The sequence below is a fragment of the Desulfarculus baarsii DSM 2075 genome, from assembly GCF_000143965.1.
Lineage (GTDB): Bacteria > Desulfobacterota > Desulfarculia > Desulfarculales > Desulfarculaceae > Desulfarculus > Desulfarculus baarsii.
On sequence record NC_014365.1, the window covers coordinates 3,282,780 to 3,298,855 of the forward strand.

Annotated in this window: 13 protein-coding genes; all 13 read left to right on the top strand. The window is 69.4% G+C overall.

What is annotated here, in order from left to right:
- The first annotated feature begins 3 nt into the window (after window positions 1–3).
- Complete coding sequence (locus tag DEBA_RS14875) at window positions 4–1,017, top strand: ATP-NAD kinase family protein (RefSeq protein ID WP_013259767.1); 1,014 nt, start codon at window positions 4–6, stop codon at window positions 1,015–1,017.
- Window positions 1,018–1,045: 28 nt separating this feature from the next.
- Window positions 1,046–2,026 carry a thiamine pyrophosphate-dependent dehydrogenase E1 component subunit alpha gene (locus DEBA_RS14880; RefSeq protein ID WP_013259768.1) on the top strand — a complete coding sequence of 327 codons (981 nt, stop codon included), beginning with the start codon at window positions 1,046–1,048 and terminating at the stop codon, window positions 2,024–2,026.
- A gap of 18 nt (window positions 2,027–2,044) precedes the next feature.
- Window positions 2,045–3,007: an alpha-ketoacid dehydrogenase subunit beta gene (locus DEBA_RS14885; RefSeq protein WP_013259769.1), complete on the top strand. Its 963-nt coding sequence runs from the start codon at window positions 2,045–2,047 to the stop codon at window positions 3,005–3,007.
- A 16-nt stretch (window positions 3,008–3,023) separates the two neighbouring features.
- Complete coding sequence (locus DEBA_RS14890; protein WP_013259770.1) at window positions 3,024–4,286, top strand: dihydrolipoamide acetyltransferase family protein; 1,263 nt, start codon at window positions 3,024–3,026, stop codon at window positions 4,284–4,286.
- Between the two features lie 67 nt (window positions 4,287–4,353).
- Window positions 4,354–5,724, top strand: coding sequence for a dihydrolipoyl dehydrogenase family protein (locus DEBA_RS14895; RefSeq protein WP_013259771.1), 1,371 nt, complete (start codon window positions 4,354–4,356; stop codon window positions 5,722–5,724).
- 9 nt (window positions 5,725–5,733) lie between these two features.
- Window positions 5,734–7,260 carry a lipoyl synthase gene (gene lipA / locus DEBA_RS14900; protein WP_013259772.1) on the top strand — a complete coding sequence of 509 codons (1,527 nt, stop codon included), beginning with the start codon at window positions 5,734–5,736 and terminating at the stop codon, window positions 7,258–7,260.
- Window positions 7,257–8,987 (top strand): cytochrome c3 family protein, encoded by a 1,731-nt coding sequence (locus tag DEBA_RS14905; RefSeq protein WP_013259773.1) that lies wholly within the window; start codon window positions 7,257–7,259, stop codon window positions 8,985–8,987. The genes lipA and DEBA_RS14905 overlap by 4 nt, the downstream gene beginning before the upstream one ends.
- Before the next feature lie 12 nt (window positions 8,988–8,999).
- Window positions 9,000–9,419, top strand: coding sequence for a glycine cleavage system protein GcvH (gene gcvH / locus DEBA_RS14910; protein WP_013259774.1), 420 nt, complete (start codon window positions 9,000–9,002; stop codon window positions 9,417–9,419).
- Window positions 9,420–9,458: 39 nt separating this feature from the next.
- Window positions 9,459–10,628 carry a (Fe-S)-binding protein gene (locus DEBA_RS14915; protein ID WP_222832018.1) on the top strand — a complete coding sequence of 390 codons (1,170 nt, stop codon included), beginning with the start codon at window positions 9,459–9,461 and terminating at the stop codon, window positions 10,626–10,628.
- Complete coding sequence (locus tag DEBA_RS14920; RefSeq protein WP_013259776.1) at window positions 10,625–11,671, top strand: lipoate--protein ligase; 1,047 nt, start codon at window positions 10,625–10,627, stop codon at window positions 11,669–11,671. Before DEBA_RS14915 ends, DEBA_RS14920 begins: the two co-directional genes overlap by 4 nt.
- 153 nt (window positions 11,672–11,824) lie before the next feature.
- Entirely contained in the window at window positions 11,825–12,481 is a 657-nt protein-coding gene (gene thiE / locus DEBA_RS14925; RefSeq protein WP_013259777.1) for a thiamine phosphate synthase, read from the top strand.
- 5 nt (window positions 12,482–12,486) lie between these two features.
- Entirely contained in the window at window positions 12,487–13,293 is an 807-nt protein-coding gene (thiM, locus tag DEBA_RS14930; RefSeq protein ID WP_013259778.1) for a hydroxyethylthiazole kinase, read from the top strand.
- 113 nt (window positions 13,294–13,406) lie between these two features.
- Entirely contained in the window at window positions 13,407–16,073 is a 2,667-nt protein-coding gene (locus DEBA_RS14935; protein WP_013259779.1) for a DUF3458 domain-containing protein, read from the top strand.
- Window positions 16,074–16,076 lie beyond the last annotated feature (3 nt).

Genomic DNA, 16,076 nt, shown 5'->3' on the forward strand with positions numbered 1-16,076 from the left:
CCCATGCCCGCCGTGGGGATCATCGCCAACCCGGCCTCGGGCAAGGATATCCGCCGTCTGGTGGCCCATGGCGCGGTCTGCGACAACAACGCCAAGGTCGGCCTGTTGCGGCGGATCATGGCCGGGCTGGTGGCCGTGGGCGCCGGCGAGGTGGTGGCCATGCCCGACGCCGGCGATCTGGCCCGGCGGGCGGCGGCCGAAATGGGCCCGGCCTGCCGGCTGGAGCTTTTGGCCATGACCCCCACCGACAGCGCCCACGACAGCACGAGCGCCGCCGGCCTGTTGGACCGGCGCGGCGTGGCCTGCCTGATCGTCCTCGGTGGCGACGGCACCTGCCGGGCGGTGGCCAAGGCCAGCGGCGACACGCCGCTTCTGGCCGTCTCCACCGGCACCAACAACGTCTTTCCCACGGCGTTGGAGGGCACCCTGGCCGGCCTGGCCGCCGGCCTCGTGGCCACCGGCGCGGCCGGCCCGGCCTCGTGGCGCGCGCCCAAGCTGGAGATTATCGACCACGGCCGGGTCATCGACATGGCCTTGGTCGACGTGGCCGTCACCGCCCATTGCCAGACCGGCTGCAAGGCCCTCTGGCGGCCCGAGAGCCTGCGCCGGCTGTTTCTGACCAGGGCCGAGCCCACGGCCATCGGCCTTTCGGCCATCGGCGGTTGCCTGTCGCCCATGGCGGCCGATAGCGGCCAGGGCCTGGAGCTTGGCTTCGGGCCGGGCGGCCGGATGGTGCTGGCGACGATGGCGCCGGGGCTGGTGGCCCGGCTGGCCGTCAGCCGCTGGCGTCGATTCGCGCCGGACCAGGAACTGGTCATCGACGGGCCGGCCACCCTGGCCCTGGACGGCGAACGCGAAATCATCATCAACCCCGGCCAACGCCTGGGCCTGCGCCTTTGCCTGGCGGGCCCCCGGGTGCTGGACGGAGCCAAGATTCTGGAGACGGCCGCCCACGCGGGGGCCTTCATGGCCCTGGCCGCGCGGCGCGCCGACCAAGACATATCGCCTCATTTTTAGAGGCCAGCCAACATACGGGAGAGATCCGATGGAGATCACGAACGAACTGATGATCAAGCTCTACACCAACCTGGCGCGCACCAGGGCCTTTGACCAGGCCGCGGTCAAGTGGTTGGCCGGCGGCAAGCTGCTTTCGTTCTACCACCCGGCCCTGGGCGGCGAGGCCCCCGGCGTGGGCGGCACGACCATCCTGCGGCCCGACGACGTCATCTATCCCCACCTGCGCGGCCACGGCCTGCCGCATCTGATCGGCAAGGGCGCCGACCCCAAGACCTACATGGCCGAACACTGCGGCCGGATCACCGGCTCGGGCGGCGGCCTGGGCGGGGTCCACGCGGCCTACGACGAGCTGGGCATCTATGGCGGCGGCGGCACCATCGGCAGCGCCTTCCCGCTGTCGGTGGGCTGGGGCGTGGCCTGCAAGAAAAACGGTCGCGGCCAAGTGGTGGTCTGCTTTTTCGGCGACGGCTCGTCCAACCGCGGCCCCTTCCACGAGGCCGCCAACATGGCCGCCGTCTGGAAGCTGCCCATTGTCTGGGTCTGCGAAAACAACGGCATCGCCCAGTACGTGCCGATCAAGGACGCCTATCCCCTCGACGACATCGCCAGCCTGGCCGCCGGCTACGGCATGCCCGGCGTGGTCGTCGACGGCCAGGACGTGGTGGCCGTGGCCGAGGCCGTGGGCGCGGCGGTGGAGCGGGCCCGCCAGGGCCTGGGGCCGGCCATGGTCGAGTGCAAGACGGCCCGTTTTGGCTCGCACGGCATCGGCAACCCCGACAACTCCCACGGCGCGCCCCGCGATCCCAAGGAGATCGAGGAGCTGCGCAAGCGCGATCCGCTGGAGATCATGGAGCGGCGCCTCATCAGCCAGGGCGTGTTGAGCGCCGAGGGCCTGGCCGCCATCAAGCAGGCCGCCCAGCAAGAGGTGGCCGAGACCGAGAAATTCATCGACGAAAGCCCCTTCCCGGACGATCCGGCCATGCTCGACCGCGCGGTCTACGCGCAGTAAAGAAAAGGGAGACGACCCATGCGAGAGATAATGTATCTGGAGGCCATCAAGGAGGCCCTGGCCGAGGAGCTGGAGCGCGACGAAAAGGTCTTCATCATTGGCGAAGGCGTGCAGACCGGCGCTTTCGGCACCACCTCGGGCCTGGTGCAGCGTTTCGGCCCCGAACGGATCATGGACGCGCCCCTTTCCGAGACGGCCATCGCCGGCGTGGCCGTTGGCGCATCGCTCATGGGCTATCGGCCGGTGGCCGACATGATGTTCGCCGACTTTCTCTATTGCTGCGCCGACGAGGTCTTTCTCAAGGCCCCGCAGTGGCGGCTGATCCAGGGCGGCAGCCAGAGCCTGCCCTGCGTGTTCATGGCCTCCATCGGCGGCTATCGCAAGCTGGGCAACGAGCACTCCCAGTGCCCGACCTACCTGGCCCTGCACAATCCGGGCATCAAGTGCGTCTGCCCCTCCAACCCCTACGACGCCAAGGGCCTGCTGAAAACGGCCATCCGCGACAACAACCCGGTGCTGTTTTTGCACCACAAGGGCCTGCTGGGCATGAAGGGCGAAGTGCCCACGGAAGACTACACCGTGCCCTTTGGCCAGGCGGCCATCCTGCGCGAGGGCACGGATGTGACCATCGTGGCCACCTCATTCATGACCTTCTGGGCCACCGCCGCCGCCGACCTGTTTGCCGGCCAGATCAGTTGCGAGGTCATCGACCCGCGCACGCTGGAGCCTTTCGACCTGGACACGGTGCTTAAATCGCTGGAAAAAACCAACCGCCTGGTGATCATCGACGAAGACACCGAACGCTGCGGTTTCGCCGCGGAGCTGGGCATGCAGATCATGGAGCACGGCTTCGACCTGCTGGACGCGCCCGTGCAGCGGGTCTGCGCCAAGAATTATCCCATCCCCGGCGGCGTGATGGAAAAATACGTCCTGCCCCAGCCCGAGTGGGTCTTGGCGGCCATCGAAAAGGTTATGCAGTAGCGGAAAAGAGAGCGCAATGGCTAGCGATATCGTCATCCCCAAGCTTGGCATGACCATGGCCAGCGCCAAGCTGGCCGCCTGGAAGGCCGCCGAAGGTGAGTGGATCACCGAGGGCCAGCCGGTGATGGTCATCGAAACCGAAAAAGTGACCCAGGACGTCGAGGCCCTGGCCGACGGATTTTTGCACATCCTGGCCGCGCCGGGCGCGGTGGCCCAGGTCGGCGAGGCCGTGGGCCAACTGGCCGCCGACGAGGCCGAACTCAAGGCCCTGCAAGCGGCGGCCCCCGCCCCCGAGGGCCTGGCCGCCGCGCCAGCCGCCGCGCCAAGCGCCGGCGAGCCGGCCGCCCCGGCCGCGCCCGGCGGTCGGGTCAAGATCACGCCCCTGGCCAAGAAGATCGCCCGCGAAAACGGCCTGGACTACAGGCGCCTCACGGGCAGCGGCCCAGGCGGGCGCATCAAAAGGGCCGACGTGGAGCGGGCCCTGAAGGAAGGCCCGCCGCCCGCGGCCGAGGCCCCGGCCGCCCAGTCGGCCGCCGCCTGGCCCGGCGAGGTCATCGAGGGCAAGCGGGTCAAGGACTCGCTGCCGCTCAGCGGCATCCGCGCGGTCATCGCCGAGCACATGCACAAAAGCCTGCAAAATTCGGCCCAGCTTTCGGCCATGGGCGAGTTTGACGTGGCCGAACTGGTTCGCCTGCGCCAATCGTTGATCGCCCACCAGGAGATGATCGGCGCGCGGATTTCCTACACCGATCTGCTGGTCTACATCGTGGCCAGGGCGCTGAAAAAAAACCCGCTGATCAACTCCAGCGTGGTCGGCGATCAGATCAAGCTGTGGGAGGACATCAACATCGGCGTGGCCGTGAGCCTGCCCATGCAAAAATACGACGCCGGCCTGATCGTGCCGGTGATCCACGACGCCGACAAGCTCAGCCTCACCGAGATCAGCCTGCGCCTGAAGGACCTGCGCCGGCGCTGCCAGGAGGGGACCATCGGCCTGGAAGACCTCGGCGGCGGCACCTTCACCATCTCCAACGTCGGCGGCTTTGGCCAGGGCTACGTCTTCACCACGCCCATCATCAACCAGCCCCAGGCGGCGATCTTGGGCGTGGGGGCCATCCTCGACCGGCCGGTGGTCCAGCCCGACGGCCAAATTGGCGTGGGCAAGCTGATGAACTTCAGCCTGACCTTCGACCACCGGGCCATCAACGGCGCGCCCATCGGCTTGTTCCTGGGCACGATCCAAGAGATGATCAAGACGCCGGGCCTGCTGCTGGCCTGAACGATATAACGCGCCGCCAAGGCGGGGGCCTGCCCCGCCACCGGCGGCCGTCAGCGAGGATAGCGAGATGTTTGATGTTTTGGTGATCGGCGGTGGGCCGGGCGGTTACGCCGCGGCCATCCGCGCGGCCCAGTTGGGGGCCAAGGCGGCCCTGTGCGAGGCCGCCGAGTTGGGCGGCGTCTGCGTCCACCGTGGTTGCATCCCCAGCAAGACCTGGGCCCAGGCGGGCCACCTGCTGGGCCAGTTCAAAAAAGCCGCGCTATTTGGCATAACGGCCAGCGTGGACGGCCTCGACCCGGCCGTCGTGGTCGCCCGCAAAAACGGCGTGGCCGCCGACATCGGCATGGGCATGCAGGCCCTTTTGGCCAACAACGGCGTGCAATTGCTCAAGGGCCGGGCCGTGCTCAAGGCCCCCGGCCTGGCCAGTGTCGAGGGCAAGGACGTCCAGGCCAAGGCGATCATCCTGGCCACCGGCGCCTCCCACGCCAAGTGCGATCTGCCCGGCATGGCCGAACTGGCCATCGGCCCGGACCAGGCGCTCAACCTGCAAAAGCTGCCCGCCTCGGCCTTTATCTGGGGCGGCGGGGCCATCGAGTGCGAAATGGCCGGCTGGCTTGGCGCCATGGGCGTGCAAGTGACCCTGGCCTGCCAGGGCCCACGCCTGCTGCCCGGCGAAGACGCCGACCTGGGCCAGCGCCTGGCCGGGGCCCTGAAGGACCAAGGCGTCAAGGTGCTCACCCGCGCCGCCTTGGCCAGCGCCCAAAAGCAGGGCGCGGCCTTGCGGGCGGTGCTGGGCGGCAAGGCCGAGCAATTCATCGACGCCGAGATCATCGTCAGCGCCGAACGCCGGCCCAACACCGCCGGCCTGGGCCTGGAGGCCCTGGGCGTGGCGTTGAACGCCGACGGCGGCATAAAGGTCGATGAGCGCATGCAAACCAGCGCGCCGGGCGTTTTCGCCATCGGCGATTGCACCGGCGGCCGCATGCTCAGCCACGGCGCGTCCTACATGGCCGTCATCGCCGCCGAAAACGCCATGGGCCGCCAGAGCGCCTACGATCCGCGCCTGGTCTGCCGGGGCCTGTGGACCACGCCCCAGGTGGCGGCCGTGGGCCTGAGCGAGGCCGAGGCCGAGGACCAGGGCTACGAGGTCGAGACCGGCGATTTTCCCTATTCCATCAACGGCCTGGCCATGCTGAGCGCCCAGGGCGAGGGCAACGTCAAGGTGGTCATGGAGGCCAAATACGGCGAGATTCTGGGCCTGCACATCGTGGGCGCGGCGGCCACCGAGCTGATCGGCGAGGCCTCGCTGGCCATCCAGTTGGAGTGCACCGCCGAGGAACTGGCCCGTGGCGCGCGCCTGCACCCGACGTTTTCGGAAACCATCGTCGACGCCGCCCGCGACGCCATGGGCTGGGCGCTCTACCTGCCAAAGAGGTAAACTGGGATCATGACTAGCGGCGCGGCCCAAAAACTGGTGGTGGAGGACTGGGGGCTTTTGGCCTACGACCAGGCCGCCCGGCGTCAGGACGAACTGGCCCGGCAAAGGGCCCGGGGCCTGGCGGCCGATCGGCTGGTGTTTGTCGAGCACCCGCCCACGGTGACCCTGGGCCGCGGCGGCGGCCCGGCCGATCTGCGCCTTGGCCCCGAGCTTCTGGCCGCCCGCGGCGTGGCCCTGGCCCACAGCGACCGGGGCGGCTTGGCCACCTTTCACGGGCCGGGCCAGTTGGTGGCCTATCCCATCGTCGAGTTGCAAGAGCGCGACCTGCATCTCTACGTCAACCGCCTGCTGGAGGCCGCCGCCGAGGTGGCCCGCGCCTTTGGCCTGGAGCCCGAGCGCGATCCCGATCAGCCCGGCCTGTGGCTGGCCGGCCGCAAGCTGGCCAGCCTGGGCGTGGCCGTCTCGCGCTGGGTGACGCGCCACGGCGTGGCCATCAACGTCAACAACGACCTGGCCGGGTTCGATCTGATCGTTCCCTGCGGCCGGCCCGGCCAGGTCGTCACTTCATTGGCCCAAGAGCTGGGCCGGCCGGTGGACCTGGCCCGGGCCAAGGACGTCTTTGCCCAGGCCTTCAGCCGGGCCTTGGGCTTTGCCGCGCCGCCGCTGGGCATGGGCCGCAAGCCGCCCTGGCTCCGCAAGCGCTATCACGGGCAAACGGCCATCGAGCAAATGGAAGGCCGCCTGGAGCGCCTGCATCTGGCCACCGTCTGCCAAAGCGCCCACTGCCCCAATCTGGGCGAATGCTTCAACCGGGGCACGGCCACCTTCATGATTCTGGGCCGCCAATGCACGCGGGGCTGTCGCTTCTGCGCCGTGGACCACGGGCCGACCAGCCCGCCCGACCCCGACGAGCCCCAGCGCCTGGCCCAGGCCGCCGCCGACATGGGCCTGCGCCACGTGGTGGTCACCTCCGTCACCCGCGACGACCTGGCCGACGGCGGCGCGGCCCACTTCGCCGCCACCATCGCCGCCCTGCGCGCGCGCCTGCCCCAGGCCACGGTGGAGGTGCTCACGCCGGATTTTCTGGGCCAGGGCGCGGCCATCGACGCCGTTTGCCAGGCCCGGCCCGACGTCTACAACCACAATGTCGAGACGGTCCCCCGCTTGTATCCGGCCGTGCGGCCCCAGGCCGATTACGCCCGCTCGCTGGCCGTGCTGGCCCGCGCGGCCGCTCAAGGCCTGGCGGCCAAATCGGGCCTGATGCTGGGCCTGGGCGAGACCGACGCCGAACTGCGCGCGGTGCTGGCCGATCTGCTGGCCGCCGGCTGCCGCTGTCTGACGCTGGGCCAGTACCTGGCGCCATCGGCCAAGCACGCGCCGGTGATGCGTTTCGTGCCGCCTTTCGAGTTTGACCACTGGGCGGCCGTGGCCCGACGGATGGGCTTTGACCAGGTGGCCGCCGGGCCGCTGGTGCGCAGTTCCTACCTGGCCGACCAGATGCTGGTCGCGCCGCGCCACGGGGAGGGCCGCCGATGAAAAAACTGGCCGTTTTCATCTTGCTGAGCGCGCTGTTGGCCGCCTGGCCGACATGCGCCAAGGCCGGCTGGCTCATCGAGCAGGGGCCCTTGCACGCCTCGGCCCACGGCCAGCTCTCGTGCCAGGATTGCCACCAGAACGTGGCCGACAGCCAGCGCCACCCGGACCTGATCCGCCTCAACCAAATCCCCGACCAGACCGCGCGCGCGCAAATGTGCGCCCAGTGCCACGACGACGCCCAAACCATCGCCCAAAGCGGCCGGCACGGCGGGCGCGAAATTACCAGCCCGGCCCAGGCGGCCAACTGCCTGGCCTGTCACCGGCCCCATCACCAGCCGCCAGCCGCCGCGCGTCCCAAGGCCTTCAACCCGGCCCGGCCGATGATCGGCCAGTGCGGGGCCTGTCACCGCCAACGCGCCAAGCTGCCAGGCCCCGCCGCCGCCGACGCCAAGTGCGCCGCCTGCCATCTGCAAGACGCCAGCCGGCCGGCGGCCTCGCGCCAAAACCTTCAGGCCATGTGCCTGAGCTGCCACGACCGCCACCAGGGCCAGACCATCGACGCCGTGCGGGTCGACGTGGCCGATCTGGCGCGATCGCCCCACGCCGATCTGAGCTGCCTGGACTGCCACCGCCTGGCCGCCCAATACCCCCACGACGGCCAAAAGGCCGTGGATTGCCGCCAGTGCCACCAGCCCCACCGCGAAAGCCAGATCCACGACGCCCACGCCGGCGTGTCCTGCCAGGCCTGCCACCTGGCGGCGGCCATTCCCACCCGCCAGGGCGGGCAGGTGCTCTGGCGGCTGCAACGGCCCGAGATCGGCCCGACCAAGGCCCATCAACTACGAGCGCAAAGCGACCAGGACTCGTGCCGCCGCTGCCACGCGCCGGGCAACCAGGTGGGCGCCGCCGCGACGGTCTTGCCGGCCAAAAGCGCCCTGTGCATCCCTTGCCACGCCGCCACGCTGACGGTGGGCGATTGGCCCAGCGGCCTGGCCCTGGCCGCGCTGATCGCGGGGTTGCTGTTGCGCATTAGCCTCTGGCTGGCCGCCCCGGCCAAGGCCGCGCCCCTGCACGCGCTGGGCAAACGGCCGACCGCGCCCTTGGGCCGGCGTTGGTGGGCCGGGCTCAAGGCCTTGGCGCTCGACGGCCTGTTGCAGCGCCGCCTGTGGCGGGCCGCCAAGGGCCGCTGGCTGATCCACGGGCTGATCTTTTTCCCGCTGCTGGGCCGCATGATCTGGGGCCTGGCCGCCCTGGCCGCCTCGCGCTGGCTGGCCGACTGGCCACTGACCTGGCGGCTGCTGGACAAAAACGACCCCCTGACGGCCTTTGTCTTTGACCTGGGCGGGGCGCTGCTGGTCTGCGGCGTGCTCTTGGCCGTGGGGCGCCGTTTGCGGGCGCGGGGGCCCAGGCTGCCCGGCCTGCCCCGGCCCGATTATCCGGCCCTGATCCTGCTGGGCCTGGCCATTGTCAGCGGCTTCTGGCTGGAGGGCGCGCGCATGGCCATGACCGGCGCCCAGCAGCCGCTGGCCTTCGTGGGCGCGGCCCTGGCCGCCGGCATGGCCGGTTGGGACGATCTCCCCCGGCTTTATGGCTGGTTCTGGCAGGCCCACGCCATCATCTGGTGCGCCTTCGTGGCCTATCTGCCCTTTGGCCGCATGCTGCACATGATCATCACGCCGGCGGTCTTGGCCGTCAACGCCGCCGCCAACGCCGGCCACGACCAATAAAGGAGGCCACGCATGAATATCGGCGGTCACCAGATCCCCGAAGAGCTCTACTACGACAAGGAGCACTATTGGCTGCGGCCCGAGGGCGAGCTGCTGGTCATGGGCATGACCGATTTCGCCCAAAAGCTGGCTGGCGAGATCGTCTACGTCCAACTGCCCCTGGAGGGAAAGGCCTTGTCGGCCGGCAAGAAATTCGCCAAGGTCGAATCGGGCAAGTGGGTGGGCAAGGTCTTCGCGCCACTGGATGGCGAACTGGTCGAGTCCAACATCGCCCTGGAGGACAACCCCGGCCTGATCAACTCCGACCCCTACGGACAGGGCTGGATGTTCAAGATCCGGCCCGCCGACATGGCCGATCTCGACGGCCTGATCCACGGCGCGGCGGCCATCCAGGCCTGGATGACCGAGGAAATGGCCAAGCACGGCAAATAGGTGAATGACGTGGCGTTGCATTGTTACACGCGCGGGCAAATGTTGCAGATCGACGCCTGCACCGGTTGCGGGCTGTGCGTGGAGGTCTGCCCGGCGGTGGCGGCCTCGGGCGATGGCGCGCTGTCGGCCCTGGCCCGGCTGGCCGGCCTGCGCCGCTTGAACCAGGGGCGGGCCGGCTTGCTGGCCCGTTTGCTGGCCCGTCGTCGGCCCACGGCTCAGGCCCTGGCCGGCTTTGGCCGGGAGGTCTTTGCCTGTACGCTCTGCGGCCGCTGCCAGGAGGTCTGCCCGGCCGGCCTGGGGCTGAAGGATCTGTGGATCAGCCTGCGCCAGGACATGGTCGGCCAGGGCGCGGCCTCGCCAAAGGTCGAGATGATCCGTGGCAATCTGCTGGAAAGCCACAACGTCTTTGCCGAGGACAACGACGAGCGCGCCGAGTGGGTCGAGGACGTGCGCGGCGCGCCCGATGACGGCTTCGTGCGGCCACGGGCCAAGGTGGTCTATTTCACCGGCTGCGTGGCGGCCTATTTTCCCATGGCCCAAAAGATCGCCGCGGCCATGGCCCAGCTCTGCCAGCGCTTTGGCGTGGATTTCACCCTGCTGGGGCCCGATGAATGGTGCTGCGGTTTTCCCCTGCTGGGCGCCGGGCTCAAGGATCTGGCCGGCCAGTTTATCGAGCACAACATCCAGGCCGTGGCCGCGCGGGGGGCCGAGACGGTGGTCTTCGCCTGCCCGTCGTGCTACCAGATGTGGCGCGAGCACTATCCCCGGCGCTTCAAGCTGGCCCACGCCAGCCAGTTCATGGCCGGGCTTTTGGCCCAAAGCCCGCCCGAGGCCCCGCCCCTGACGCTGACCGTGACCTATCACGACCCCTGCGATCTGGGCCGGGGGGCCGGCGAATACGAAGCTCCGCGTCGGGTGCTCCGGGCGCTGCCGGGCGTGCGCCTGGTGGAGCTGGCCCACAACCGCCGCGACTGCCGTTGTTGCGGCGGCGGCGGCAACCTGGAGATGATCGACCCGGCGCTCTCGGCGGCCATCACCGCAGCCAAGATCGACGAGGCGCTGGCCAGCGGGGCCCAGGCCGTGGTCACCTCCTGCCAGCAGTGCGTGCGCACGATGACCGGCCATGTCCGCAAAAACAAGCTGCCCCTGGAGGTGCTGGACCTGACCCAGCTCACCCTGCGCGCCCTGACCAACAAGGCCGCCCCGTGAGCCTGGCCCTTTACGATCTGGGCAAAGTTCCCTGGGCCGACAGCCAGCTCCTCTACCACGCCATGGCCCGCCTGGGCCGCCAGGGCCTGGCCCTGGTCTCGCCGGCCAGCCCCTATGTCTGCGTGGGCTTTCATCAAGACGCCGCCCAGGAGGTGGACCTGGACCATTGCCGCCAGGCCGGGCTACCGGTCTTTCGCCGGGAGGTGGGCGGCGGCGCGGTCTATCTGGACGGCCGGCAATATTTTTTCCAGATCGTGCTCCGGCGCGACAACCCGTTGATCCCGGCCCGGCGCGACGAATTCTACGCGCGCTTTCTGGCGCCGGTGGCCCGGGCCTACGGCCGGATCGGCGTCGAGGCCCGCCTCAAGCCGGTCAACGACCTGCTCTGCGGCCAGCGCAAGGTCTGCGGCTCGGGGGCCGGCGAGATCGGCGAGAGCGTGGTCTTTGTCGGCAACATGATCATGGATTTCGACTGCCAGGCCATGGCTCGCGTGCTGCGCGCCCCCGACGAGAAATTCCGCGACAAGGCCCAAAAAACCATGGAGGCCAACATGGGCTCCATCCGTGGCCTGCTGGGCTCGGCCGCCGATCGTTGGACCGAGGGCGCGCTGAACCAGATCATGGCCGAGGAGTTCGCCAAGCTCCTGGGGCCCCTGGAGCCGGCCCGGCCCGACCAGGCCCTGCGCGCCGAGATGGATCGCCTGGCCCAACGCATGCTGGCCCCCCAGTGGCTGCTGCGCGGCCGTCGGCCCTCCGCCGGCCGCCGGCTCAAGATCCGCGCCGGGTTGGAGCTGGTCCAGCGCCTGCACAAGGCCCCGGGCGGGCTGCTGCGCCTGGAGATGGAGCTGCGCGACGGTCGCATCGGCCAGGCGCGCCTGTCCGGCGACTTTTTCGCCTATCCGCCCCAAGCCGTCGAGGCCCTGGAAGCCGCCCTGGAAGGCGCGGGCCGCGACGATCTGCCGACGATAATCCACGAGTTTGTCGGCCAAAATCAGCTGCCCGGCGTGGGCGCGCAAGACTGGCTGACCCTGCTGGCCTTTTAAGAGCAAATCCCATGGGCGCGCTATTTTTTGCGGCGCGCCGTCAAAGGCCCGGCGCAAAAGCTTGACGCGGGCGGCAATTTCTGGGAAAAACCTCAATTTAAGCTGAAATGAAAATCCGCCGTCCGCGCGGGGCGGCCGAAAAGGAGCGGCTTTGTGAACGATGTCGGACGCCTGCACGTGTTGACCGACACGGTCTTGCAGACGCGGTTTTCCGCCGTTGAACTGGCCCGCCTGGCCATCCGCGGCGGGGCGGACGTGATCCAATTACGCCAGAAAGACGGCGCGACCAACCAGATGATCGACACCGCCCGCCAGCTCAAGGCCGTCTGCGCCGGGGCCGGGGTGGATCTGATCATCAACGACCGCCTCGACGTGGCCATGGCCGTCGACGCCGATGGCGTCCACCTGGGCCAGGACGATTTTCCCATCAACAAGGCCCGCCGCATGTTGGGGCCGGGCAAGGTCATCGGCGGTTCGGCCGATTCGCTGGAGGAAGCCCTGCAATGCCAGGCCGACGGGGCCGATTACGTCGGCTTTGGCCCGGTGTTTCCCACCACGTCCAAGGACGACGCCGGGCCGGTGGCCGGGCTGGAGGCCTTGGCGCGGGTGGCGGCGGGGTTGCGCATCCCGGTGGTGGCCATCGGCGGGGTGAACGCTGGCAACGCCGCCCAAATCATGGCCGCCGGGGCCCACGGACTGGCGGTGATCTCGGCGGTGTGCTGCCAGCTTGACCCCGAGGCGGCCACCACCGCGCTGCTGCGGGCCATGGGCCTGGCCGCTGCTCCGGCCGCCGCCGCCCGGAAAGGATGACCACGATGGGCCACAACGCCGGCGCGGCCCGCGCCCTGGAGCTGGTGCGCCAACAAGCGCCCCTGGTGCACAACATCACCAATTATGTCGTCATGAACAACACCGCCAACGCCCTGCTGGCCTGCGGGGCCTCGCCGGTGATGGCCCACGCCCGCCAGGAGGTCGAGGAGATGGCGGCCATGGCCGGGGCGCTGGTGATCAACATCGGCACGCTCAGCCCGCCGTGGATCGAAGCGATGCTGGCCGCCGGCCAAAAGGCCAACGAAGTGGGCGCGCCGGTGGTGCTCGACCCCGTGGGCAGCGGGGCCACCACCCTGCGCACCGAGACGGCCATGCGCCTTCTGGCCGAGATCGACATCGCCGTGGTGCGGGCCAACGCCTCCGAGGCGCTTTCTCTGCGGCCGGGCCTGGCCGGGGCGGGCAAGGGCGTGGACTCGCGCCACCAGGTGGACGAGGCCCTGGAGGCGGCCAAGTCCTTGGCCTTGGAGTTGGGCGCGGTGTTGGCCGTCACCGGCCAGGTCGATCTGGTCACCGACGGCCGGCGGGCCTTGCGCGTGGCCGGCGGTCACGCGCTGATGGGCCGGGTCACCGGCATGGGCTGCACGGCCACGGCCCTGGTCGGGGCCTTTTTGGCCGTCGAACCCGACCCCCTGGCCGCCGCCGCCGGGGCCTTGGCCTATCTGGGCCTGGCCGGCCGGCAAGCCGCCGCGCGGGCCACGGGGCCGGGCAGCTTCCAGGTGGCGCTGTTGGACGCCCTCTACAACATCGACCCGCCCAGCCTGCAAACGGCGGCCCTGATCGCCGAGGCCTGAGCCCCCCGCCGCCGGCCGGCGGTGTATAATCAAAAAACAGCCGCCGGCGGCCACGCGAACGTCGTTTGGCCCGGGCCGTGCGGTTGTCCCTCGTCTTCCCTGGAGGTGAGCCAATGGCCAGCCAGCGCAAGTTCAAATATCATCGCCAAGATTTCGGGCCGTTGCCCGTGCGCCTGCGGCGGCTGGACATCCACCTGAGCTTCTGGCCCGAGCGCGTCGACGGCCAGATCTGCCTGGACATGGCCGCCGTCGAAAGGCTCGACCAGATCACCCTCGACGCCAAGGATCTGGAGATCCAGGCCGTCGAGCGCGTGCAGAGCGCCGATTGGCCCACGGGCTGGCCGCTGGAATACGACTACCAAACAGACCGCGACAAGCTGGTGGTTTATCTGGAGCACCCGGTCATCGCCGACCAGGTCTTCCGCGTGCGCATCCGTTGCGCGTGCCGGCCGTCGGAGCACATCCTCGAGGGCATCTACCGCGACGTGACCCCGCCCGGCGCGCCCCAGCAATACATGAGCCAATGCCAGCAGTGGGGCTTCCAGCGCATCCTGCCCATTTTCGACGACTGCCGAGCCAAGTGCGCCATGACCACCACCCTGGAAGGCGACGCCCGCTACACCCACATGATCTCCAACGGCAACATCGACCGCGCGCTCTGTCCCGACGGCCGGCCCACGCCCAAGCCCGGCGACCCCTCGCGCCGGATCATCCGTTTTCACAACCCCGTGCCCATGGCGCCCTATCTGTTCATCGCCTGCGCCGGCGCGTGGGACGAGCTGGCCGACGAAGTGACGCTGCCAAACGGCCACAAAGTGCGCCTGGAGTATCTCGTGCCGCCCGGCCAGAGCGCCGGCGCGCGCCTGCCCATGGCCATCGCCAAGCAGTCGGTGGAGTGGATCGCCCGCACCCAGGATTATCTCTATCCCAACGACGCCTACCGCACCATCTGCATGGGCAAATCCAACTTCGGCGGCATGGAGAACGTCGGCAACACGACCATCGTCACCGACGCCGCCCTCATCGACGAGCACACCCTCGACCCCATGGTGCTATACGCCCACGCCGTCATCGTCCACGAGTTCGAGCACAACCAGTGCGGCAGCGAAACGACCATGGCCACCCCCTTCGACGTCTGGCTCAACGAGGCCTACACCGTCGACGTCGAACGCCAGTTCATGGCCGACCAGTTCGGCGCGGCCTTCGCCCGCCTGCGCGAGGTCGACTCCATCCGCGATCCGCTCTTGGGCCCCCTGGCCCTGGAGGACGGCGGACACGTGGGGCGCATCGTGCGCGATGGCTTCAACGACCCCGATGAGCTTATCGACGGCGTGACCTACGTCAAGGCCGCCGAGGTCATCGGCATGCTGCGCCTGATCGTGGGCCAAGAGGCCTTCCGCGCCGGCAAGAGCCTCTATTTCGCGCGCTACAAGGACGCCAACGCCGACAGCGATCAGTTCTTCGCCTGCTTCGAGGAGGCCGCCGGCCGCGACCTGAACCAGTTCAAAACCCACTGGCTGCACGCCATCGGCTATCCCACCGTGCGCGCCGCCACCAGCTTCGACCCGGCCGCCGGCCGCTATGTCATCAAGCTCGAGCAGCGCCGCCCCCAGGGCGTGGGGCCGTTTCATCTGCCCATCAGCCTGGCCCTGGTCGACGAGCGCGGCCAGGACATCGCCGGCACGGCGCGGGTGATCGAGCTGCGCCAGGACGAGGCCGAGGTCGTCTTCGAGGGCCTGACCCAGACCCCGGCCCTGGCCAGCATCAACCGCGGCTACTCTTTCTATGGCGTTTTCGAGCAAGACGGCCTGGACAACCAGGCCCTGGCCCAACAGGCCCGGCTCGACCCCGACGAGTTCAACCGCCTGGAGGCCATGCGCCGCCTGACCGACCGCCAGCGCGTGCGCCTGCTGCATGAGCTCGACGCGGCCCTGGATGAAGATTGGCTGGCGATGTATGGCCTGTTTCTGGCCGACGAGGCCCTGCCGCCGGCCTTGAAAGCCTATTTCCTGCGCATCGACGAACAACCCCTGGATCGGGCCTATCTGACCTGGCATCCCGAACTGGTCGCGGCCCAGGAGCGCCTGAAAAAGGCCGTGAACGGTCGCTGGCGCGCGCAACTGGTCGCGGCCCTGGAGCGCGCCCGCGCCAACGTGCCCGACGCCACGCCCAAGGACGGCATCGCCGAGCGCATGCTGGCGGCCACGCTGTTGGATCTGATCGCCAGCGACGACAGCCCGGCCAGCCACGAGTTGATCTTGCACTGCCTGGCCACGGCCAAAAAGGCCAGCGAGCGCGTGGGCGCCCTGGCCCTGCTCAACCGCTCGTCGCACCCGGCCCGGCTGGATCTGCTGGAGCGGGCCTACCACGACATGCACGGCCACCTGAGCGGCTACGCCAACTATCTGCGGGTGATCGCCGGCGGCGACCGGCCGGACGTCTTTGAGCAGATCGAGCGCGAGCGCCGGAGGCCCAGCTTCGATATCTGCCAGCCCACCTGGGCCCGGGCCCTCTACGTGCCCATGGCCGCCAACAACAAGGCCCTGTGGACGGCCCAAGGCGTGGCCTGGCTGGGCCGGCAGGTCGTGGACCTGGCCCAGGTCAGCACGACCACGGCCAGCCGCATGCTTAGCGCCCTCAAGCACGTGGCCAGGCTGCGCCAGCCCTTGCAAGGCTGGGCCGCCCAGGCCCTGGAGGAAGTGGCGGCCCAGGTCGCGGCGGACGCTTCGCCGACGATCCACGGCCAGGCCAAGGCCTATCTGGAAGGCCTGGCCCGCTGAGGG

Coding starts and splice junctions, on each gene's coding strand:
- DEBA_RS14875 (WP_013259767.1), top strand. CDS start 4: ATGCCCGCCGTGGGGATCATCGCCAACCCGGCCTCGGGCAAGGATATC.
- DEBA_RS14880 (WP_013259768.1), top strand. CDS start 1,046: ATGGAGATCACGAACGAACTGATGATCAAGCTCTACACCAACCTGGCG.
- DEBA_RS14885 (WP_013259769.1), top strand. CDS start 2,045: ATGCGAGAGATAATGTATCTGGAGGCCATCAAGGAGGCCCTGGCCGAG.
- DEBA_RS14890 (WP_013259770.1), top strand. CDS start 3,024: ATGGCTAGCGATATCGTCATCCCCAAGCTTGGCATGACCATGGCCAGC.
- DEBA_RS14895 (WP_013259771.1), top strand. CDS start 4,354: ATGTTTGATGTTTTGGTGATCGGCGGTGGGCCGGGCGGTTACGCCGCG.
- lipA (WP_013259772.1), top strand. CDS start 5,734: ATGACTAGCGGCGCGGCCCAAAAACTGGTGGTGGAGGACTGGGGGCTT.
- DEBA_RS14905 (WP_013259773.1), top strand. CDS start 7,257: ATGAAAAAACTGGCCGTTTTCATCTTGCTGAGCGCGCTGTTGGCCGCC.
- gcvH (WP_013259774.1), top strand. CDS start 9,000: ATGAATATCGGCGGTCACCAGATCCCCGAAGAGCTCTACTACGACAAG.
- DEBA_RS14915 (WP_222832018.1), top strand. CDS start 9,459: ATGTTGCAGATCGACGCCTGCACCGGTTGCGGGCTGTGCGTGGAGGTC.
- thiM (WP_013259778.1), top strand. CDS start 12,487: ATGGGCCACAACGCCGGCGCGGCCCGCGCCCTGGAGCTGGTGCGCCAA.
- DEBA_RS14935 (WP_013259779.1), top strand. CDS start 13,407: ATGGCCAGCCAGCGCAAGTTCAAATATCATCGCCAAGATTTCGGGCCG.